General features: G+C 69.2%; 18 protein-coding genes. 6 read left to right on the forward strand and 12 right to left on the reverse strand.

Annotated features, from left to right (window positions below):
• The first annotated feature begins 16 nt into the window (after window positions 1–16).
• The gene (locus ED208_RS11625) at window positions 17–769 is read left to right on the forward strand and encodes a ferritin-like domain-containing protein (protein WP_199720604.1); all 753 of its coding nucleotides are present in this window, start codon (window positions 17–19) and stop codon (window positions 767–769) included.
• On the opposite strand, the gene ED208_RS11630 is transcribed toward ED208_RS11625, so the two are convergent.
• On the reverse strand, window positions 766–2,229 hold the full coding sequence (locus tag ED208_RS11630; protein ID WP_123212078.1) for an amidase: 1,464 nt from the start codon (window positions 2,227–2,229) through the stop codon (window positions 766–768). The two genes, ED208_RS11625 and ED208_RS11630, sit on opposite strands and share 4 nt — an antisense overlap.
• A 123-nt stretch (window positions 2,230–2,352) precedes the next feature.
• Here ED208_RS11630 and ED208_RS11635 point away from each other — a divergent pair, with 123 nt between their 5' ends.
• Window positions 2,353–2,883 (forward strand): GNAT family N-acetyltransferase, encoded by a 531-nt coding sequence (locus ED208_RS11635; protein WP_123212079.1) that lies wholly within the window; start codon window positions 2,353–2,355, stop codon window positions 2,881–2,883.
• Window positions 2,884–3,085: 202 nt separating this feature from the next.
• Here the strand turns inward: ED208_RS11635 and ED208_RS11640 are convergent, their stop codons facing one another.
• From ED208_RS11640 to ED208_RS11655, 4 genes are all read right to left on the reverse strand, one after another.
• Window positions 3,086–4,690 (reverse strand): GMC family oxidoreductase, encoded by a 1,605-nt coding sequence (locus tag ED208_RS11640; RefSeq protein ID WP_123212080.1) that lies wholly within the window; start codon window positions 4,688–4,690, stop codon window positions 3,086–3,088.
• Between the two features lie 10 nt (window positions 4,691–4,700).
• A complete protein-coding gene (locus ED208_RS11645) occupies window positions 4,701–5,267 on the reverse strand; it encodes a hypothetical protein (protein WP_123212081.1) in 567 nt (188 codons plus the stop codon).
• 133 nt (window positions 5,268–5,400) lie between these two features.
• Window positions 5,401–6,189 (reverse strand): crotonase/enoyl-CoA hydratase family protein, encoded by a 789-nt coding sequence (locus ED208_RS11650; RefSeq protein ID WP_123212082.1) that lies wholly within the window; start codon window positions 6,187–6,189, stop codon window positions 5,401–5,403.
• A gap of 27 nt (window positions 6,190–6,216) precedes the next feature.
• A complete protein-coding gene (locus ED208_RS11655; protein WP_123212083.1) occupies window positions 6,217–6,699 on the reverse strand; it encodes a hypothetical protein in 483 nt (160 codons plus the stop codon).
• A 101-nt stretch (window positions 6,700–6,800) separates the two neighbouring features.
• On the opposite strand from ED208_RS11655, the gene ED208_RS11660 reads away from it, so the two are divergent.
• Complete coding sequence (locus ED208_RS11660; RefSeq protein ID WP_123212084.1) at window positions 6,801–7,457, forward strand: ankyrin repeat domain-containing protein; 657 nt, start codon at window positions 6,801–6,803, stop codon at window positions 7,455–7,457.
• A 37-nt stretch (window positions 7,458–7,494) separates the two neighbouring features.
• Here ED208_RS11660 and tadA read toward each other — a convergent pair whose 3' ends face one another.
• From tadA to guaB, 4 genes are all read right to left on the reverse strand, one after another.
• On the reverse strand, window positions 7,495–8,016 hold the full coding sequence (gene tadA, locus ED208_RS11665) for a tRNA adenosine(34) deaminase TadA (protein ID WP_366512227.1): 522 nt from the start codon (window positions 8,014–8,016) through the stop codon (window positions 7,495–7,497).
• A gap of 69 nt (window positions 8,017–8,085) precedes the next feature.
• The gene (locus ED208_RS11670) at window positions 8,086–9,525 is read right to left on the reverse strand and encodes a GGDEF domain-containing protein (RefSeq protein ID WP_123212086.1); all 1,440 of its coding nucleotides are present in this window, start codon (window positions 9,523–9,525) and stop codon (window positions 8,086–8,088) included.
• Window positions 9,526–10,243: 718 nt separating this feature from the next.
• On the reverse strand, window positions 10,244–11,815 hold the full coding sequence (guaA, locus tag ED208_RS11675; RefSeq protein ID WP_123212087.1) for a glutamine-hydrolyzing GMP synthase: 1,572 nt from the start codon (window positions 11,813–11,815) through the stop codon (window positions 10,244–10,246).
• 55 nt (window positions 11,816–11,870) lie between these two features.
• Window positions 11,871–13,334 (reverse strand): IMP dehydrogenase, encoded by a 1,464-nt coding sequence (gene guaB, locus ED208_RS11680; RefSeq protein WP_123212088.1) that lies wholly within the window; start codon window positions 13,332–13,334, stop codon window positions 11,871–11,873.
• A 91-nt stretch (window positions 13,335–13,425) separates the two neighbouring features.
• On the opposite strand from guaB, the gene xseA reads away from it, so the two are divergent.
• Together xseA and ED208_RS11690 are read left to right on the forward strand one after the other, a co-directional pair.
• A complete protein-coding gene (gene xseA / locus ED208_RS11685; RefSeq protein WP_123212089.1) occupies window positions 13,426–14,796 on the forward strand; it encodes an exodeoxyribonuclease VII large subunit in 1,371 nt (456 codons plus the stop codon).
• A 49-nt stretch (window positions 14,797–14,845) separates the two neighbouring features.
• Window positions 14,846–15,979, forward strand: a complete 1,134-nt coding sequence (locus tag ED208_RS11690; protein WP_123212090.1) for an acyl-CoA dehydrogenase family protein — start codon at window positions 14,846–14,848, stop codon at window positions 15,977–15,979.
• A gap of 151 nt (window positions 15,980–16,130) precedes the next feature.
• Here ED208_RS11690 and ED208_RS11695 read toward each other — a convergent pair whose 3' ends face one another.
• Genes ED208_RS11695 through ED208_RS11705 form a run of 3 tightly spaced genes read right to left on the reverse strand, consistent with a single transcriptional unit; the run spans window position 16,131 to window position 18,288 of the window.
• Window positions 16,131–16,568: a hypothetical protein gene (locus ED208_RS11695; RefSeq protein ID WP_123212091.1), complete on the reverse strand. Its 438-nt coding sequence runs from the start codon at window positions 16,566–16,568 to the stop codon at window positions 16,131–16,133.
• Window positions 16,568–17,803 (reverse strand): threonine ammonia-lyase, encoded by a 1,236-nt coding sequence (locus ED208_RS11700; RefSeq protein ID WP_123212092.1) that lies wholly within the window; start codon window positions 17,801–17,803, stop codon window positions 16,568–16,570. Before ED208_RS11700 ends, ED208_RS11695 begins: the two co-directional genes overlap by 1 nt.
• Window positions 17,800–18,288 (reverse strand): DUF4124 domain-containing protein, encoded by a 489-nt coding sequence (locus tag ED208_RS11705; RefSeq protein WP_123212093.1) that lies wholly within the window; start codon window positions 18,286–18,288, stop codon window positions 17,800–17,802. Before ED208_RS11705 ends, ED208_RS11700 begins: the two co-directional genes overlap by 4 nt.
• 124 nt (window positions 18,289–18,412) lie before the next feature.
• On the opposite strand from ED208_RS11705, the gene ettA reads away from it, so the two are divergent.
• A complete protein-coding gene (gene ettA / locus ED208_RS11710; RefSeq protein ID WP_123212094.1) occupies window positions 18,413–20,077 on the forward strand; it encodes an energy-dependent translational throttle protein EttA in 1,665 nt (554 codons plus the stop codon).
• The last annotated feature ends 38 nt before the right edge of the window (window positions 20,078–20,115 follow it).

Genomic DNA, 20,115 nt, shown 5'->3' on the forward strand with positions numbered 1-20,115 from the left:
GCCGCGGGGCCGTCCGGTGGAACCGCTGCTGGCCGCGCTGCTGGAGCCGGATCCGGACCGCAAGTGCGCCCTGGTCGCCGCCCTGGTTAGCGGCGAATCGCACAGCCGCGAGCGCGGGCTGCCGGGCGGGCTGCCCGGCCGTCCGGTGCGGCCGCTACTGGTGAGTCCGCGTGAGGTACCCAACCGGGGCCTCGGCAGCGTCGAGGGCCGGGCGGCGCTCTGCCATGCGGTGGCGCACATCGAGTTCAACGCCATCAATCTCGCGCTCGACGCCTGCTGGCGCTTCGCCGGCCTGCCGGCCGAGTACTACGCCGACTGGCTCAGCGTCGCCCAGGACGAGGCCCGGCATTTTCTGTTGATGCGCGGCCGCCTGCGCGAGCTGGGCTACGACTACGGCGACTTCAGCGCCCACAACGGCCTTTGGGAAGCCGCCGAGAAGACCGCCCACGACGTGCTGGTCCGCATGGCCTGCGTGCCACGGGTGCTGGAGGCGCGTGGCCTCGACGTGACTCCCGGCATGATCCACCGCCTGCGCGAATTGCGGGACGCCGACACCATCGCCGTGCTGGAAGTGATCCTCGCCGAGGAAGTGCGGCATGTGGAGATCGGCAGCCGCTGGTTCCGCTGGTGCTGCGCCCAGCGCGAGCTGGAGCCGACGGCCACCTTCCGCCGGCTGTTGCAGGAGCAGGGCATCGCCCTGCGCCCGCCGCTCAACCGCGAGGCACGGGCGCGCGCCGGCTTCCTGCCCGAGGAACTGCCGGACTTCTAGACCTGGCTGCGGCCGCGCTGGAACTGCGGCTCCAACTGCGTGGCCAGCGCCAGCAGCCGCCCTTCCTCGCCGTGCGGCGCGACGAACTGCGCACCAATCGGCAGGCCCGCCTCGCTCAAACCCATGGGCACACTCATCGACGGCGTGCCGGTGAGGTTGGAGAGCTGGGTGAACGGCGTCCAGCGCAGGTTCTCGCGTGCCATGCGCTCCACCGCGCCGGTCTTCAGCAGCGCCTTGCCCAGGCCCAGGGCCAGGATCGGCTTCAGGCTGGCGCGCTGCCAGCCGGGCGTCACCAGCTCGCCGATTTTCGGTGCCGGGAAGGCGGTGGCGGGAATCAGGTACAGGTCGTAACGCTGGAAGTAGGCGCCGAGCGCGCGCGCGTAGTCGTTCCAGCGCCAGCGCTCGGTGACGTAGTCGCCGGCGCTGAGACCGCGACCGAGCAGCGCCAGCGCGCGGGTGTCCAGCTCGAAGTCCTCGTCGCGGGCGCCCAGCGCCTTGGCGGCGGCGACATTGGCGGCGGTCTGGCCGAAATACATGGTGATGAAACTCTTGGCCAGGGCCAGACCGTCGATCAGCGGCTCGGCGGCCTCGACCTGGTGACCCAGCCCTTCGAGGGTCTTGGCGGTCTCGTGGATCACCCGCACCACGTCGGGGTGCACGTCCTGGCCGATGGGCGAGCGGGTGGAGAACCCGATGCGCAGCCGCCCCGGCTCGCGCCGCGCCAGCTCGGCGAACGGCAGCGGCGGTGGCGGGATGCGGAAGGGATCGCCCGCCAGCGGCCCGCTCAGCACGTCGAGCATGGCGGCGGAATCGCGCACGCTGCGGCTCAGCACGTGCTCGCTGGAGGCGCCGTCCCAGAACTCGCCGAACGCCGGGCCGCAGGGGTTGCGTCCGCGCGAGGGCCGCAGGCCGAACAGACCGGTGTAGGCCGCCGGGATGCGGATGCTGCCGCCGCCGTCGCTGGCGCCGGCCATCGGCACCACCCCGGCCGCCACCACCGCCGCCGCGCCGCCGGACGAGCCGCCGGGGCTGTGCGCCGGGTTGATCGGATTACGGGTGGGCGCGAAGCCTTCCGGCTCGGTGTAGCCCTTGAGCGCGAATTCCGGCGTTGCGGTCTTGCCGAAGATCACCAGGCCGGCGCGGCGCAGCCGCTGCACGTACTCGCTGTCCTGCGCCACCGGCTTGGTCAGCAGAAAGCGGTTGCCGGCACCGGTGGGCAGGCCGGCGATGTCCTGGGCGATGTCCTTGACCAGAAAGGGCACGCCCGCGAACGGCCCGATCAGCGGCCCACCAGCAGCCGAGCGGCCGGCGGCGTCGAGACGCTGGTGCAGGGCATTGAGCGTCGGCTCGGTGGCCTCGACGCGGGCGATGGCCGCCTCCAGCAATTCGCCGGGGCTGACCTCCCGCTTGCGCACCAGTTCGGCGAGACCCAGGGCGTCGTACTGCGCGTATTCCTTCATCGTGATCGCTCGGCAAGCAGAATGGGGGACCGGTGACTAGAGTAACCAGCCGGCCGGCGACGCAGGGAGAAAAATGCAGCTCCGGCGCCAGGCCGCCGCATCCAGCCACCGCCCCCCGAATCCATGTCCGAAACCGCGTCCGCCATCGCCGAAACCCGCCGCCTGCGCCTGCGCCCCCTGCGGCTCGACGACGCCGCCTTCATCCTGCGTCTGGTCAACGAGCCTGGCTGGTTGCGCTACATCGGCGACAAGCAGGTGCACACGCTGGACGCGGCCCGCGACTACCTCCGCAACGGTCCGCTAGCGATGTATGCGCGCGAGGGTTTCGGCCTCTGGCTGCTGGAGCGCCTGGACGACGGCCTGCCGCTGGGCCTGTGCGGCCTGATAAAGCGCGACAGCCTGCCCGACCCCGACATCGGCTTCGCCCTGCTGTCCGAGTACGAGGGCCAGGGCTATGCCCGCGAGGCGGCGGAGGCGACGCTGGCGCTGGCGCGCACGCGCTACCGGCTGGCGCGGGTGCTGGCGATCACCTCGCTGGAAAACCCGCGCTCCATCGGCCTGCTGCAAGCCCTGGGCTTCGCCTATCTGCGCCAGCTCGAACTGGGCACCACCACCGCGCCCAACCCGGTGCGGCTGTTCTGCCGGGAGTTTTAGAGAAACCCCGCACAAGTCGTCATTCCGGCGAAAGCCGGAATCCAGTCCCTGATACCGCGTTGAACTGACTGGTACTCGATGCCGGCGCCTGGCCCCCGCTTTTCTGGGGGGTCGCCGGCGTGACGGGCCGTGTCGAACCTGCACAGACCTTCCCCAGGCCGACGCCCGGGGCTAGAGCGCGCCCGGGCGCCGACCTGAACCCTCAGACGGCAGCGGGCTTCAAGCGCTGCGCCAGCCGCGTGGCATTGCGCGCCGCCAGGGCGTAGATCGACAACTGCGGATTGGCGCCGATGCTGGTCGGGAACAGCGAGCCGTCGATGATCGAGAGGTTCTGCAACTGGTGGTGGCTGCCTTCGCTGTTGACCACCGACTGCCTGGCGTCCTCGCCCATCGCGCAGCCGCCCATGATGTGGGCGGTGCCGAGCGCGAGCTTGAACTTCTTGTAGGCGAGGTTCTCGATCTGGCGCTTGGCCTCGGTCCAGTTCGGGCTCCAACTGGCGTCGAGATGCGCGGCCATCACCTGGCTGGCGCCACCGGCGAACTGCGCCTCGGCCATGCGCAGCAGCGCGTTCTTGAAGCCACGGAACAGGTAGTCGCTGACCTCATAGTCGAGCAGAGGATTGCCGGCCTCGTCGATCCGCACCTCGCCGCCAGGGCTGTCTTCGTGGAAGCCGTCACGGGTCAGCGCCAGCATGACGTTGAACTGCGGCAGTTGGGCGATGTTCTGGCTCAGCTCCGGGCCGCTGCGGCCGAACAGCGCGGCGATCAGCGCCGGGTAGACCGGCGGCACTTCCATCTTGAAGCCGGGCGCGAAGTCGAACTGGCCACTCCACTGGAAATGGTCGCTGGCCACCGACTGCGGCGCGCCATACCAGCCGTCGATGCGTTCCGGCATCTGCGCGTAGGTGAACACCACCGGGTGGATGCAGGTGCGCTTGCCGACCCGGCCGTGCGGATCGGGCGCGCCGGAGCGCAGCAGCAGCGCCGGATTGTTGATGGCGCCGCCGGCGAGCACCACGTGCTTGGCGCGCACGCGCACGCTCACGCCGCTGGGGTGGATGCAGTTGGCGTCGAGCGCCACCGCTTCCAGGCCGGTGACCCGGTCGCCGCTGAATTGCAGCTTGCGCACGCTCAGGTGGTGCACCAGGGTCGCGCCCTTGGCGAGCGCGGCGGGGATGCTCGCCACCAGCATCGACTGCTTGGCGTTGACCGGGCAGCCAAAGCCGCAATAGCCGGAGTTCCAGCAGCCACGGACATTGCGCGGGATCACATGCCATTCCCAGCCGAGCTTCTCGCAGCCCTTCTGCAAGACCGCGTTGTTGGCGTTCGGCGGCACGCCCCAGGGCGCGATGCCCAGGCGCTCGCTGCGCTCGTCGAACCAGGGCTTGGCCTCGTCCACGCTCCAGCCCTTCACGCCATGCGCCTCGGCCCAGTGCCTGAGGGTTTCCGGCGGGGTGCGGAAGCTGGAGGTCCAGTTGACCGTAGTGGTGCCGCCCACCGCGCGGCCCTGCAAGACCGTGATGGCGCCGTCGGAGGTGGTGCGGCCGCTGGCCTCCTGGTACAGCTCGGCGTAGGCGCGCGCCTCGTTCATGTCCTTGAAGCTGGCCGAGGTCTTGAGCGGACCTTCCTCGATCAGCAGCACCTTGAAGCCGGCGTTGGCGAGAATCTCGGCGCTGGTGCCGCCACCGGCGCCGGTGCCGACGATGACGATGTCGGCTTCCAGCGTGGTCGGCGCGGTGAAGCTGGAGGCATCGCGCACGTCCCAGCCGGAAGCGATGCCGTCGGTATAGATGTCGTTGATGGCCACGGGCGTCCTTTCAGGAATTCAGTGCGGAATACATCGGTGCCCAGGGGCCGGGATAACCGACCGCTTTCAGGCCCTCGGGCAGCGCAATCCAGTTGCCGACCACCAGCTTGTTGAGCGCCCGGTAGCCGCCGTTGAACAGGCCGATGGAGCTGTTGCGCCAGCGGTTCAGGAAGGCCTCGATCTGCGCCGGCTCGGCCTCCGCCCAGGGCTTGGAGACGCCAGCGGCGAGGCGCCGGGTCAGGCCGGTGTTGAGCAGGTCGAACAGCTGGTAGAGCATCTTCTGGGTCGGCGCCTGCAGGCGCGCGCCGGTGCCGTCGATGGCCTTCAGCAGCTGTTGCAGGTGCTCGGCACGGCCCTGCTGCGGCAGGCTGTCGGCCAGCACCAGCGGCGCGATGGCGGCAAACAGCGCGGCATCGCCGGCCCGCAGAAAGGCGTAGCCGGCGGCCGGCGCCTCCTGCTTGGCACAGCCGGCGAGGCCGGCGGTGAAGGCCCCGGCGCCAAGCAGGGCGGCGCTGCCGGCGGACAGCTTCAGGAAGTCACGGCGGCCGAACGCGGTCGGCTCTGCTGCTGGGGTCATGAGGTCTCCTCAACCTGGCATGCTGTTTTTCGAGCAGCGCCTTTGTAAGCGGAATTGAACGACTGATCAACCAGAGCCGAAACGTCAGTCGGATGGCGCCACGCCCGCTCCCGCGCCAAGCACCGCGCCTGCCTCAGCGGCCAACAAACACCGGCGGCCGGCGCTCGCTGAAGGCGCGCACCGCCTCCCTGGAATCCTCGCTCTGCATGATCGGCACTAGCTCCGGCAGCATCGCCGCCAAGCCGGCGAGGTCGCCCTGGCTGCGCGCCAGCCGCGCCAGCCTGAGGCTCGCCTGCACGCCCAGCGGCGCCTGGCGGGCGATGATTTCGGCCTGGGCAATGGCGCGTTCCAGCACCTGCTCGGCGGGTGCGAGTTCCTGTACCAGGCCAATGCGGTAGGCCTCCTCGCCGCTGAATTCCTGACCGCCGAGCAGGATCTTCATGGCATGTCCCCAGCCGACCTCCCGCGCCAGCCGCACGGTGGCGCCGCCGCAGGCGTAGAAGCCGCGCTGCACTTCCAACTGGCCGAAGCGCGCGTCCGGCGCGGCGATGCGCACGTCGGCCGCCAGCATCAGTTCCACCGCCACCGTGAAGCTGACGCCACGTGCCGCCACCACCACCGGCTTGCGGCAGCGCCGCGACTCGTCGATGCCGAACGGCTCGATGCCGCCCTCGGGGACGATGGGCCACTGGCCGCCGGCGAAGATCGGCGCCCATTGCGGCAGGTCGAGGCCGGCGGTGAAGTGCTCGCCGTGGCCGAACAGCACGCCGCAACGCAGCTCGGGGTTGCTGTCCAGCTCGGCGTAGGCCAGGCACAGTGCCTTGTAGAGATCGACATCCATGGCATTGCGCTTGGCGGGGCGGTTGAAGCCCATCAGCAGCAGGTGGCCTTGGCGTTCGACGCTGAGTTTGGGCTCGTTCATGGACGGGTGACTCCGAAAAAGTGGGGATCAGGCCAGCGAGGACTCGTCGGCCACGCGGTGCAGCAAAAACGGCAGTGCCAGGCCGCGCAAGCCGGGACGGTCGATGGTCATCAGGCCGAGCAGGCAGTCCGGGCGCAGTTGCCGGAACTCGTCGGCGACGCCGCGCAGCAGCCAGGGCGCGGCAGCGGCATAGCGCGAGGCCAGCACCGGCCGGCCGTCCAGGCGCGAAGCCCGGGCCTCCTGCGACATCGGGATCAGGCCCTGGATCCGACCACGGCGCCGCACCAGGTTGAGCCCCTGCCCTTCGGCGTCGAAGCGCTTGCCGCGCCAGCCGTACAGGGGCGACACCCGCATCCCCAGCGGCGCCAGCCGGCGCAGCCAGCCAGGGCCGACGAACTCCGCGCGCCAGCAGCCGGACAGGCTGGCCGGCGGCGACAGCCCGGCAAACAGCGCCTGGGCGCTGCGAATGCCGGACAGGGCCGGCAGGTCATTGGCATCGACCGTGGTCATTGGGGCTCTCCTCAGGGACCGGATTCTGGCATCCGGCGCTTGAGCCCGTGCAGGCAGCAGCGTAGCCTGCGCGCCTCTTCGATCCCGATGCGAGCCGTACCATGTCCAACGTCCGTCCCCTCGTGCTGGCCATCCAGAACCGCGATCTGGCGGCCGCCAAGTCGGCGCTGGAGCGCGACGCCTCGCAGGCCACCGAGGCCATCCCCGGCGGTATCTCGCCGCTGCTGTTCGCGCTCTACAACGGCGCCCGTGACATCGCCGAGCTGCTGCGCAGCTTCAGCGAGCCGAACATCTTCGAGGCCGCCGCCCTCGACGACGCCCGCCGGGTCGCCACCTGCGTGCTCGCCGACCCGGCGGCGCTGAGCAGCCACAGCCCGGACGGCTGGACGCCGCTGCACCTCGCCGCCTTCTTCGGCTCGCGCAACGCCGTGCTGGTGCTGATCGGCCTGGGCGCCTCGCTGGAAGCGGTGTCGCAGAACCCGATGCAGAACACGCCGCTGCACGCCGGCATCGCCGGTGCCGCCGGCGAGTCGCTGGCGCCGCTGCTGATGGCCCTGGGCGGCAATGCCAATCACGTCGGCGGCAGCGGCGTCACCGCCCTGCACCTCGCCGCCACGCGCGGCTTCGAGGCGCTCTGCCGGCTGCTGCTGGCGCGCGGCGCCGACCGCCTGGCCAAGACCGAGGACGGCAAGACCGCCGCCGAGTTGGCGCGCGAACGCGGCCACCTGCCGACGGCGGCGGCGCTGGAACTGGCTTAGGCGAGCACGCGCCGGCGTTCCGGCCCGCGCGGCAGCATCAACGCCGGGCGCGGAAGAAGTCGCGCAGGATCTGCCCGCACTCGGCCTCCAGCACGCCGCCGGTCCAGTCGACGCGGTGGTTGAGCCGGGGATTGCCGATCACGTCGTACACCGCGTTCACCGCACCGGCCTTGGGATCGGGCGCGCCAAACACCAGGCGCTGCACGCGGGCATGGACGATGGCACCGGCGCACATCACGCAGGGCTCCAGCGTGACGTAGAGGGTGGTGCCGGGGAGCCGGTAATTGCCCAGCGCCTTGGCGCCGGCGCGCAAGGCGATCATCTCGGCATGGCCGCTGGGATCGTGGTCGCCAATCGGGCGGTTATAGCCCTCGGCCAGCAAGGCGCCATCGGCACCGAGCAGTACCGCTCCCACCGGCACCTCACCTTGCGCGGCGGCCTGCGCGGCCAACGCCAGCGCCCGGCGCATCCAGGTTTCGTCCTCGGGGCGAAGCTGGCCCGGGACGAACCTGCTTGCCTCGGAAGCAGGGCCGGAAACCTCTACAGGATCAGTACTCACCGCGTCGTCCGCACCGTTGTCGATAACAAGCAGCGCGAATGTTCTCATACGCGGCCGGACTAGGCCGGACTAGGAGCCGGTCACGCCGAGAATCCGGGTCTCCAGCCGGTTGCGGCCGTTGTGCTTGGCCAGATAAAGCGCCGCGTCGGCCTCGGCCAGCAGGCCGTCGAGGCCGGTCACGCCCGCCGCAGTGACCAGCACCATGCCGATGCTGGTGGTGACTGGCACCGAGCGGCCGTCCTGCAAGGCCACCGGCACCCGCGCCACCTCCTGGCGGATGCGCTCGGCGACCTGCAAGGCCACCGTCTGCGAGCAGTCGGGCACGAAGATCGCGAATTCCTCACCGCCCAGGCGTCCGAACAGATCGCCGGTGCGCAGGCAATCCCGGGTCCGACGGGTGATCTCGACCAGCACCGCGTCACCGCCGGCGTGGCCATAGTGGTCGTTGACCGCCTTGAAATGATCGATATCGAGCATCAGCACCGCGAGGGGGAGCCGGCCTTTTAGCATCATCTCCTGGGCACTCTCCAGGAAGGCGCGACGGTTGTCGGCGCCGGTGAGCGGATCACGGGTCGCGAGATCGTGCAGCTTGCCCAGCAATTCGTTGCGGCTCTGCATGACGCTGGCGAGCATGATCGGCGCCAGGGCGATCAGGGAGGCGCCGAGGCGAATCGACACCAGGGCCATTTCGCCCTTCGGGATCGCCAGGCTGGGGATGTAGCCGACCGAGATCACCGCCATCGCCCAGATTCCGAACATCAGGGTCATGACCGCCGTCGGGAACACCGGATAGACCAGGCCGCACCAGAGCAGCGCCGGCACCGGAAAGGCGATGGCGCCGGGACCGCCGACCAGCACCGCGACGAAACCCGACAGGAACAAGACCACCGCCGGCAGCAGATCGCCACGCCGCAGCAAAGGGCCGTCGAACAGGCGTCCGACCTGGAACGGCGTCACCGAGAGAACGACCGGCAGGAAGGCCAGGTGATTGACCAGCTCGGTCGAAAACCAGAAGGTCCAGCCGCTCAGCACCCCGCTGTTGAACAGGATCGGGTTGGCGAAACCACCGACCAGGCCGGCACCGGCACCAGCCGCCGCCGAGGCAGTCAGCAGGTGGAATACCGAGGCTGGCCGCCGTAGCCGGATCATCTCGGGCGGCAGCCGGGCCAGGATCGCGTAGCCGATGCCGACGCTCACCAGATTGGCGAAATTGAGGATCGCCGCCTTGAACAAGCTCGAACCGGTCAGCAGATCGGCCAGCATGTAGGCGACGGCGCCGGCCAGCCAGCCCAGTGGCTTCGCCGCGCGTGGCAGCCGCAGCAGCAAGCCGAGCAGCAGCGCGTTGGCGGGCCAGATGCTGGCCAGGAAGCCGACCGGACGCGTGTAGATGCCGAGCAGACAGGCCAGGAACACCGTCAGCAGGATCAGACAGACCGCTCCGGGCTCCGAGCGTAGCCAAGCCAGAAAAACCTCCCCGCGGCTGACCTCAATCGCTTCGCGCTCTGACATCACCCACCTCCCTGTGACGCGGCGTAGCCGACAGGCGTTGCGGACCGGGATTGATCCCCGATGGGCTGGCTGCGGCGCTGCATTTCTCCGCCAGATCCCCACCTGGCTTGGTGCATCTTCGCACTCACGGCCATCCGGCGGGCCGCCTGCCGAGCTTATTGCAGCAGGGGGCTTGGCAGAAGACGGCGGAAACCACCGCTGGTCAGGCAGCGGCGGACCGGGCGGGGAAACGCTAGCTGCGGCGCGGTTTCGCTAGCCGCTCAAGGACGCCAGAGCGAGCCGGGACGGCGATTCGTGCACACGGCTTTCCGGCGGGCATGCTGGCTGGGGTTCACATGCTCCTCCACGCGGCTCCTCGGCGTCCTCGCGACGCTAGGATCCCCGCGATCTCGGCACCTGCATGTCGGAAGCTCCTCGGCGCGCATCGCACGCTAGGATCCCCGCGATCTCGGCACCTGCAATGTCGGAAGCTCCTCGGCGCGCATCGCACGCTAGGATCCCCACGCGGCGCGCGGGGCCCCTCCACGCGGCTCCTCGGCGTCCTCGCGACGCTAGGATCCCCGCGATCTCGGCACCTGCAATGTCGGAAGCTCCCCGGCGCGCATCGCACGCTAGGATCCCCACGCTGCGCGCGGGGCCCCTCCACGCGGCTCCTCGGCGTCCTCGCGACGCTAGGATCCCCATGCTCCGCATGGGGCCCCTCCACGCTGCTCGTCCTTCACTCCCACTCAATCGTCGCTGGCGGTTTGCCGGAGATGTCGTAGACGACGCGGGAGACGCCGGGCACTTCGTTGACGATGCGGCGGCTGCACACATCAAGCAGCTCGTAGGGCAAATGCGCCCAGTGCGCAGTCATGAAGTCGATGGTCTGCACCGCGCGCAGGGCGATCACCGGTTCGTAGCGGCGGCCGTCGCCGGTGACGCCGACGCTCTTCACCGGCAGGAACACCGCGAAGGCCTGGCTGGTCTGGTCGTACCAGCCGGCCTTGCGCAGCTCCTCGATGAAGATGTGGTCGGCGCGGCGCAGGGTGTCGGCGGCCGGCTTGCTCACCTCGCCGAGGATGCGGACGCCGAGACCGGGCCCCGGGAAGGGATGGCGGAACACCATCTCGCGCGGCAGGCCCAGCTCCAGGCCCAGCGCCCGGACCTCGTCCTTGAACAGCTCGCGCAGCGGCTCGACCAGTTGCATGCGCATGTGCGCCGGCAGGCCGCCGACGTTGTGGTGGCTCTTGATGACGTGGGCCTTGCCGGTCTTGGCCCCGGCGCTCTCGATCACGTCCGGGTAGATGGTGCCCTGGGCGAGGAACTCGACATCCTTGAGCTTGGTGGCCTCGGCCTCGAATACGTCGATGAAGGTCTTGCCGATGATCTTGCGCTTGGCCTCGGGGTCGGCCACGCCCGCGAGACGCTCCAGGAACAGCGCCTCGGCGTCGGCGCGGATGACCTTGACGCCCATGTTCTGCGCGAACATCTGCATCACCGCATCGCCCTCGTGCAGACGCAGCAGGCCGTTGTCGACAAACACGCAGGTGAGCTGGTCACCGATGGCCTTGTGCAGCAGGGCGGCGACCACGCTGGAATCGACGCCGCCGGAGAGCCCGAGCAGGACTTTCTTGTCGCCGACCTGCTGGCGCACGCGGGCGATGGCGTCGTCGGCGATGTTGTGCGGCGTCCAGGCGCTACCGCAGCCGCAGATCGCGTGCACGAAGCGCGAGTACAGCTCCTTGCCCTGGGTGGTGTGGGTGACCTCCGGGTGGAACTGCACGGCGTAGTAGCCGCGCGTCTCGTCGGCCATCGCGGCGTAGTCGAGGTCGTGGGTGCTGCCGATGCGGCTGAAGCCCTCGGGCAGGCGGCTGACGTAGTCGCCGTGGCTCATCCAGACATCGAGCAGGCCCTCGCCGGCCTCGCCAGCGCGGTCCTGGATGCCGTCGAACAGCTTGGAATGGCCACGGGCGCGGACCTCGGCATAGCCGAATTCCTTGACGCTGCCCGGCGACACCTGGCCGCCGAGCTGCATGGCCATGGTCTGCATGCCGTAGCAGATGCCCAGCACCGGCACGCCGAGCTGCCAGACGATCTCCGGCGCGCGCGGCGAACCGGCTTCGAGCGTCGATTCCGGGCCGCCGGAGAGGATCACGCCCTTGGCACCGAAGGCGCGGATGGCGTCCTCGCTCATGTCGTAGGGATGCAGCTCGCAGTACACGCCCAGCTCGCGCACGCGGCGGGCGATCAACTGGGTGACCTGGCTACCGAAATCGAGGATGAGGATCTTGTCGGAATGGATGTTCATGAGACTGGCTGGATCGTCACAACGAAAAAGCCCCGGCGAACCGGGGCCTGGAAACTCAATCGACCCGGTAATTGGGCGCTTCCTTGGTAATGGTCACGTCGTGGACGTGCGACTCGCGCATGCCGGCGGAGGTGATCTTCACGAAGCGGGTCTTGGTACGGACTTCCTCGACCGTGCGGCAGCCGGTGTAGCCCATGCTGGCGCGCAAGCCACCCACCAGCTGGTGGACGATGGCGCTCATCGAACCCTTGTAGGGCACGCGGCCCTCGATACCCTCCGGCACCAGCTTCTCGACCTCGCGGGTGGTGTCCTGGAAGTAGCGGTCCTTGCTGCCGTCGGCCATCGCACCCAGCGAGCCCATGCCGCGATAGCTCTTGTAGCTGCGGCCCTGGTAAAGCTCGACCTCGCCGGGGGCCTCCTCGGTGCCGGCCAGCATGGAGCCGACCATCACCGCGTAGGCGCCGGCAGCCAGGGCCTTGGCGAAGTCGCCGGAATAGCGCACGCCGCCATCGGAGATCAGCGGGATGCCCTGCTTGGCCAGCGCCTCGGCCACTTGCATCACCGCGCTGATCTGCGGCACGCCGACACCGGCGACGATGCGGGTGGTGCAGATCGAGCCGGGGCCGATGCCGACCTTGACCGCGTCGGCGCCGGCATCCACCAGCGCCTTGGCGGCGTCGGCGGTGGCGATGTTGCCGCCGATCACCTGCAGGCCGCCGAAGCGCTTCTTGATGGCGGTGACGCGGTCGAGCACGCCCTGGCTGTGGCCGTGAGCGGTATCAACCACCACCACGTCGACGCCGGCCTCGACCAGCGCCGCGACGCGCTCGTCGGTATCCGGACCGGTGCCGACCGCCGCACCGACGCGCAGGCGACCCCGCTCGTCCTTGCTGGCGGTCGGGAAGTCGGTGGACTTCTGCATGTCCTTGACGGTAATCAGGCCGCGCAACTGGAAGGCGTCGTTGACCACCAGCACCTTCTCGATGCGGTGGGCGTGGAGCTTGGCGATCACCTCTTCCTTGCTGGCGCCTTCGCGCACGGTGACCAGGCGGTCCTGCGGGGTCATCGCCACCGACACCGGGGCGTCGAAGCGGGTCTCGAAGCGCAGGTCGCGGCCGGTGACGATGCCGACCAGCTTGTTGCCGTCCACCACCGGCACGCCGGAGATGCGGTTGCTGCGGGTGAGCTTGAGCACCTCGCCGATGGTCATGCTCGGCGGCACGGTGATCGGGTCGGCGATGATGCCGGCCTCGTACTTCTTCACCGCGCGCACCTCGGCGGCCTGCCGCTCCGGCGTCATGTTCTTGTGGATGATGCCCATGCCGCCTTCCTGGGCCAGCGCGATGGCCAGCTTGGCCTCGGTGACGGTATCCATCGCCGCGCTCAGCAGCGGGATGTTCAGGCGGATGGACTTGGTCAGCTGCGTGCCGGTATCCACCGAGCGAGGCAGCACATCCGAATAGGCGGGAAGCAGGAGTACGTCGTCGAAAGTCAGGGATTCGAGGACGATGCGGCTCATAATCGGCTCCGGCAAAAACCTATTATACGCTTTGAAATGGTCCGATCAGCCCCTCAACCCCTCCCAACCAGCCGACGGCGCGGCTATCGGTATGGCTGAGCGCCAGATTTTCCAGGTCTCGGAACTGGCCGAGGCGCTGCGTGGCCTGCTGGAGGACAGTCTGCCCCGGATGTGGGTGCAGGGCGAGGTCAGCAACTTCTCGCGCCCGGCCTCCGGCCACTGGTATTTCACCCTCAAGGACGGCGGCGCGCAGATCCGCTGCGCGATGTTCCGCAACGCCAATTTCGGCATCCGGCCGCAGCCCAAGGACGGCGACCAGGTGCTGGTGCGCGGTCAGGTGACGCTCTACGCCGCCCGTGGCGACCTGCAACTGATCTGCGAGCATCTGGAGCCGGCCGGGGTCGGCGCCCTGCTCGCCGCCTTCGAGCGGCTCAAGAAGAAGCTGGCCGCCGAGGGGCTGTTCGACGAGGCACTGAAGCGCCCGTTGCCAGCCCTGCCCCGCCACATCGGCGTCATCACCTCGGCCACCGGCGCCGCCCTGCAGGACATCCGCGCGACCCTCGCCCGCCGCTGGCCGCTGGCGACGGTCTGGCTCTATCCGGTGCCGGTGCAGGGCGCCGAGGCGCCGCCCGCCATCGTCCGCGCGCTGGCCGAACTGCCCCGGCAGGCGCCGGTGGAGGTGGTGATCCTGGCCCGTGGCGGCGGCTCGCCGGAAGACCTCTGGGCCTTCAATGACGAGGCGGTGGTGCGGGCAGTGCGCGCCTGCGTAAAGCCGGTGGTGTCCGGCATCGGCCACGAGGTCGATTTCACCCTCGCCGACTTCGCCGCCGACCTGCGCGCGCCGACGCCGACTGCCGCCGCCGAGCGGGTCACCCCCGACATCGCCGACTGGCGCGAACATCTCGATGAGCTGGGCGAGAACCTGCGGGCGGCGGTCGAGGACGGCGTCGAGCGCCGCCGCGAGCGGCTGGCGCAACTGGCCGCGCGCCTGGGCAACCTGCACCCCGGGCGGCGCCTGCTGGAGCGTAACCAGCGTCTGGACGAGCTGAGCGAGCGTCTGCTGCATGCCGGCGGCCAGCTCGCTGCGCGCGACGAGCAGCGTCTTTCGACGCTCAAGCAGCGCCTGGTCGCCGCCTCTCCGGGGCAGAAACTCTCGGCACTGCGCAGCCGGCTCGACCACGCCCAGCAGCGCCTGCTGCTGGCCGCCCAGGCCGGCCAGCAGCAGCGGCTCTACCGGCTGGGCTCGGCGGCATCGCGCCTGCAAGCCCTCAATCCACTGGCCGTGCTGGCACGCGGCTACGCGCTCGCCACCACCGCCGACGGCCGCGTCGCCACCGAGGCCACCGCGCTGGCGCCGGGCAGCCGGCTGGAGGTGCGGCTGGCACGCGGCGCCGTGACCACCGTCGTACAGGGCCTGGCGCCGGTCGGGGCCAAGGCCCCTCCTACAATTGCCAAACCGTAGGAGCGGGCTTGCCCGCGACCTGCACCAACACCCCAGAAACGACCAGGCTATGAACTCCGAACTCGAACTCTTCCGCGACAACGTCCGGCGCTTCCTCCAGACCGAGGTCGAGCCCCACTACGCCGACTGGGAAAAGGCCGGCATCGTGCCGCGCGAGCTGTGGACCAAGTTCGGCGACAACGGCCTGCTCTGCGTCGATGCGCCGGAGGAACACGGCGGCATCGGCGCGCCCTTCGAGTTCAGTTGCGTGGTGCTGGAAGAGGTCGGCAAGGCCGGCTACGGCGCGCTGGGCGCCAATCTGGCCGTGCATTCCGACATCGTCGCCCCCTACATCGCCCACCTGGGCACGCCGGAACAGAAGGCCCACTACCTGCCGAAGCTGGTCAGCGGCGAGCTGGTCGGTGCCATCGCCATGACCGAGCCGGGTGCCGGCTCCGACCTGCAAGGCGCGAAGACCACCGCCATCGCCGACGGCGGCGACTACCTCATCAGCGGCCAGAAAACCTTCATCACCAACGGCCAGCACGCCGGCGTAGTGATCAGCTTCGCCAAGACCGACCCCAAGGCCGGCGCCCGGGGCACCACGCTGTTCCTGGTCGATACCGACCGCCCCGGCTTCAGCCGTGGCCGCAACCTGGACAAGATCGGCCAGCACTGCGGCGACACCTCGGAGTTGTTCTACGACAACGTGCGGGTGCCGGCGAGCGCGGTGCTGGGCCGGGTCGGCAACGGCTTCGGGCACCTGGTGGACGAGTTGCCGCGCGAGCGCCTGACGCTCGCCATCGGCGCACTCGGCGCCATCGAGGGCATGCTGGGGCTGACCATCGACTACGTGAAGACCCGCAAGGCCTTCGGCCAGCCGCTGTCGACGCTGCAGAACACCCGCTTCGAGCTGGCCGACATGCAGACCCAGGTCGAGATGCTGCGCGCCTACGTGGAGCGCTGCGCCCGCGCCTACGCCGAGGGCAAGATGGACGTGCCGATGGCGGCCAAGGTGAAGCTCGCCGCCACCGAAATGCAGTTCCGCACCGCCGACCGCTGCCTGCAACTGTTCGGCGGCTACGGCTACATGGTCGAGTACCCGATCAGCCGGCACTTCCTCGACGCCCGCGTGCAGCGCATCTACGGCGGCACCAGCGAGATCATGAAGGAAGTCATCGCGCGCTCGATGCTGGGGCGCTGAAGGCCCTCGTTGTTTCCACCACACGGCCGCTGCCGTCTCGCGCAACGGCCGCGACCCTGGTAAGTCCCTCAAGCGCGCCGAGCTTGCTGCGCTCCCGCGCCTGGCCACCGGCAATGCGCGCCAGGATTGCTTCTCAGGTTCGGTGCTGGACTCAGGCTTGAGGTGTGTCGGGCTTGGCAGCGGCGGCAGCGGCCTTCTCGGCGTCCTTCTCTTCCTGGCTCTTGAACACCGGCAGCTTGGGCTTGAGCGCCTCCTTCACTTCCGGCGGCAGCATCCATTCGCCCATGTCGTAGCCGGACATCTTCATCGCCTTCGCCAGCCGGGTCAGCGGCTCCTGGCTGCCGCGAGTCGCGACAAAGCTGTTGGGGCGGGCGATCAATACCTCGATCTTTTCGATGAAGCGGCCGCGGTCGGTGATCAGGTTGGTGGAGGCGGTCTTGGCCTGCGCCCACTTTTGCGCGGTCATGAAGTCCTGCGCCGAGCAGACGAAGGCCCCGGCGCCGTCCATCACCAACTGAACGATTTCGCCCTGGCGGATCAGTCGCCCCTTGCCGGTGGCGGCCTCGAACAAGCTCAGCGTGCGGGCCATCAGTCCAGCTCCATGCCGCCGGTGCCGCGCCGCACCGTGTAACCGCCGGCCAGCAGGTCGTCCATGATCTGCTTGGCGTGGGCTTCGTCCTGCGCCTCCACCAGCACTTCCAGCGTCGCCAGCTTGGCGTGGGTGCCGGAATGCAGGCGCTCGTGATGCACCTGGATGATGTTGCCGCCGGAATCGCCGATACGGCCGGCAACGCGGGCCAGGAAGCCGGGGCGGTCCTCAATGTCGATGGACAGGCCCACCAACCGCGACTCGTGCACCAGTTGCCGCATCAGCACGCTGGCGAGCAGGCGGGTGTCGATGTTGCCGCCGCAGATCACCAGGCCGACCTTGCGGCCGGCGAAGCGCGCCGGATCGGTGAGCAGGGCGGCGAGGCCGGTGGCGCCGGCGCCTTCGGCGACCACCTTCTCGACGTTCGCCAGCAGGGCGATGCCGCGCTCGATGGCGGCCTCTTCCACCCGCATCAGCTCGGCGACGTGCTCGCGGATGATCTCCAGATTGAGCTGGCCGATGTACTTCACCGCGATGCCCTCGGCGATGGTCTGCCCGCCCTTCACCAGCGAAAGGTCGCCCTGCAAGGCCGCGTAGGCGCTGGGGTAGCCGGCCGACTCCACGCCCACTACCCGGATCGCCGGATTGACCGCGTGGGCGGCGATGGCGATACCCGAGATCAGGCCGCCGCCGCCGATGGGAACCACCAGGGTGTCGAGCTCCGGCGCCTGCTCCAGCATCTCCAGACCGATGGTGCCCTGGCCGGCGATCACATAGGGATCGTCGTAGGGATGCACCAGGGTCATGCCGCGCTGGTCGAGGTACTCGGCGCGCATGAAATCGGCGGCCTCGGCCAGGGTCTCGCCGTGCAACACCACCTCGCCGCCCAGCTCGCGGGTGTTGCGCACCTTGGTGAACGGCGTGTTGCGCGGCATCACGATGACGCTTTTGATGCCCAGCCGGGTGGCGTGATAGGCGACACCCTGGGCATGGTTGCCGGCCGACACCGCCACCACGCCGGCGGCGCGCTCGGCGGCGTTCAGCGACAGCAGCTTGTTGAGCGCGCCGCGCTCCTTGAAGCTGGCGGTGAACTGGAAGTTCTCGAACTTCAGCCAGACCTCGGCACCGGTGATCTTCGACAGCACCCGCGAATGCGTGCAGGGCGTGCGCAACACCTGTCCGCGCAACTGCTCGGCGGCGGCGCGGATGTCGGCGGCGGTGACGGTGGCGGTCATTTCTTCTTGCGGTCCTCTTTCTTGCTGATGGCGGTGACCTGGCCGTCCCTGAGCTTCACGCTCAGCCGATGGCCGTCTTCCAGATAGGTCCAGGTTTCCCGGCCATTGTCGCCGCTGCGCTGATCCGGCGCGCCGAGCGCGCTGTCGAGTTCGCTGGCGCTCATGCCGACCTCGGCGCGGTGGTCGAGGATGGCGGCGCGGATGCGCCGGGCGCGCGCCTGCTTCTCGGCCTGCTCCTTGACGAAGCGCGCGTCGGCGGCATCGCGCCGCTGCTTTTCACGGGCGATGCGGGCGTCGTGCTCGCCAGCGAGGTCGGCGCTGGGGCCAGCGGCGCTGCGATTGAGCGCCGGCAGCTCGGCCGGGACCGCATCGGCGGCGCAGGGGGTGTCGGTGTAGACCGTGCGGTCGTCCTGCGTGCAGCGGTACACCTCCGCCTGCGCGGCGGCCGGGAGCAGCAGGGCCAGCAGACCGAGCAGTGGACGCATGCGGCGATTATAGGCGCGACCCTCCACGCGCCCGCCCACACCGCCGGGGAAGGTGGTGGTTGGCTACAATGCGCGCCGTCCCATTCCCACCCAACGCGGCCCGAAAGCGGCGGCGGCGACTGCTATGTCCCAATACGTCTTCACCATGAACAAGTGCGGCAAGATCGTGCCGCCGAAGAAAGAGATCCTGCGCGACATCTCGCTCAGCTTCTTCCCGGGCGCCAAGATCGGCGTGCTTGGCTACAACGGCGCCGGCAAATCGACGCTGCTGAAGATCATGGCCGGCATCGACAAGGACTTCGTCGGCGAAGCGCGGCCGCAGCCCGGCATCAAGATGGGCTACCTGCCGCAGGAGCCCAAGCTCGACCCGACCAAGACCGTGCGCGGCAACGTCGAGGAAGCCCTCGGCGACCTGCTCGACCTCAAGGCCCAGCTCGACGCCGTCTACGCCGCCTACGGCGAGGAGAACGCCGACTTCGACAAGCTCGCCGCCAAGCAGGCCGATCTGGAGGCGAAGATCGCCGCCGCCGATGGCGACAACATCGACCTGATCCTCGACAAGGCCGGCGAGGCGCTCAACCTGCCGCCCTGGGACGCCGATGTCACCAAGCTCTCCGGCGGTGAGCGCCGCCGCGTCGCGCTCTGCCGGCTGCTGCTGTCGAAGCCCGACATGCTGCTGCTCGACGAACCCACCAACCACTTGGACGCCGAGTCGGTGGCCTGGCTGGAGAAGTTCCTGAAGGACTTCCCGGGCACCATCATCGCGGTCACCCACGACCGCTACTTCCTCGACAACGTCGCCGGCTGGATCCTGGAACTCGACCGCGGCCACGGCATCCCCTGGCAGGGCAACTACTCGAACTGGCTGGAGCAGAAGACCAAGCGCCTGAAGGACGAGCAGAACAAGGAAGACGCGCGCCAGAAGGCGATGGCCGAAGAGCTGGAATGGGTGCGCAAGAACCCCAAGGGCCGGCAGTCCAAGAGCAAGGCGCGCATCAAGGCCTACGAGGAACTGGCCTCGCAGGAATTCCAGACCCGCAGCGAAACCAAGGAGCTGTACATCCCGCCCGGCCCGCGCCTCGGCGATCTGGTGGTGGAGGTCAACAACCTCAGCAAGAAGTTTGGCGACCGCACGCTCTACCAGGGCGTGAGCTTCCGGGTTCCCAAGGGCGCCATCGTCGGCATCATCGGCGCCAACGGCATGGGCAAGACCACCCTGTTCCGCATGCTGCTGGGCCAGGACAAGGACTACAGCGGCGAGATTCGCATCGGCGAGACGGTGAAGATGTCGGCCATCGACCAGAGCCGCGAATCGCTCAACGACGCCAACACCGTGTTCCAGGAGATCGGCGGCGGTGGCGATCTGGTCAAGGTCGGCAACTTCGAGATGCCGACCCGCGCCTACATCGGCCGCTTCAACTTCAAGGGCGAGAGCCAGCAGAAGCGCATCAAGGAGCTGTCGGGCGGCGAGCGCAACCGCGTGCACCTGGCGAAGATGCTGCTCGCCGGCGGCAACATGCTGTTGCTCGACGAACCGACCAACGACCTCGACGTGGAAACCCTGCGCGCGCTGGAAGAAGCCCTGCTCGACTTCCCCGGCAACGCCATGGTGATCTCGCACGACCGCTGGTTCCTGGACCGCGTCGCCACCCACATCCTGGCCTTCGAGGACTCCGGCGAGGTGGTGTTCCACGAGGGCAACTACCAGGACTACGAAGAGGACTTCCGCCGCCGCTATGGCTCGGAGCCGGGCGTCAACCGCCGCAACCGCCACAAGAAGCTGGCCTGACCTCGGCCCCCGTACCGGGCAATGGCCCGGTACGGGGG

Source organism: Stagnimonas aquatica (assembly GCF_003730135.1).
GTDB lineage: Bacteria > Pseudomonadota > Gammaproteobacteria > Nevskiales > Nevskiaceae > Stagnimonas > Stagnimonas aquatica.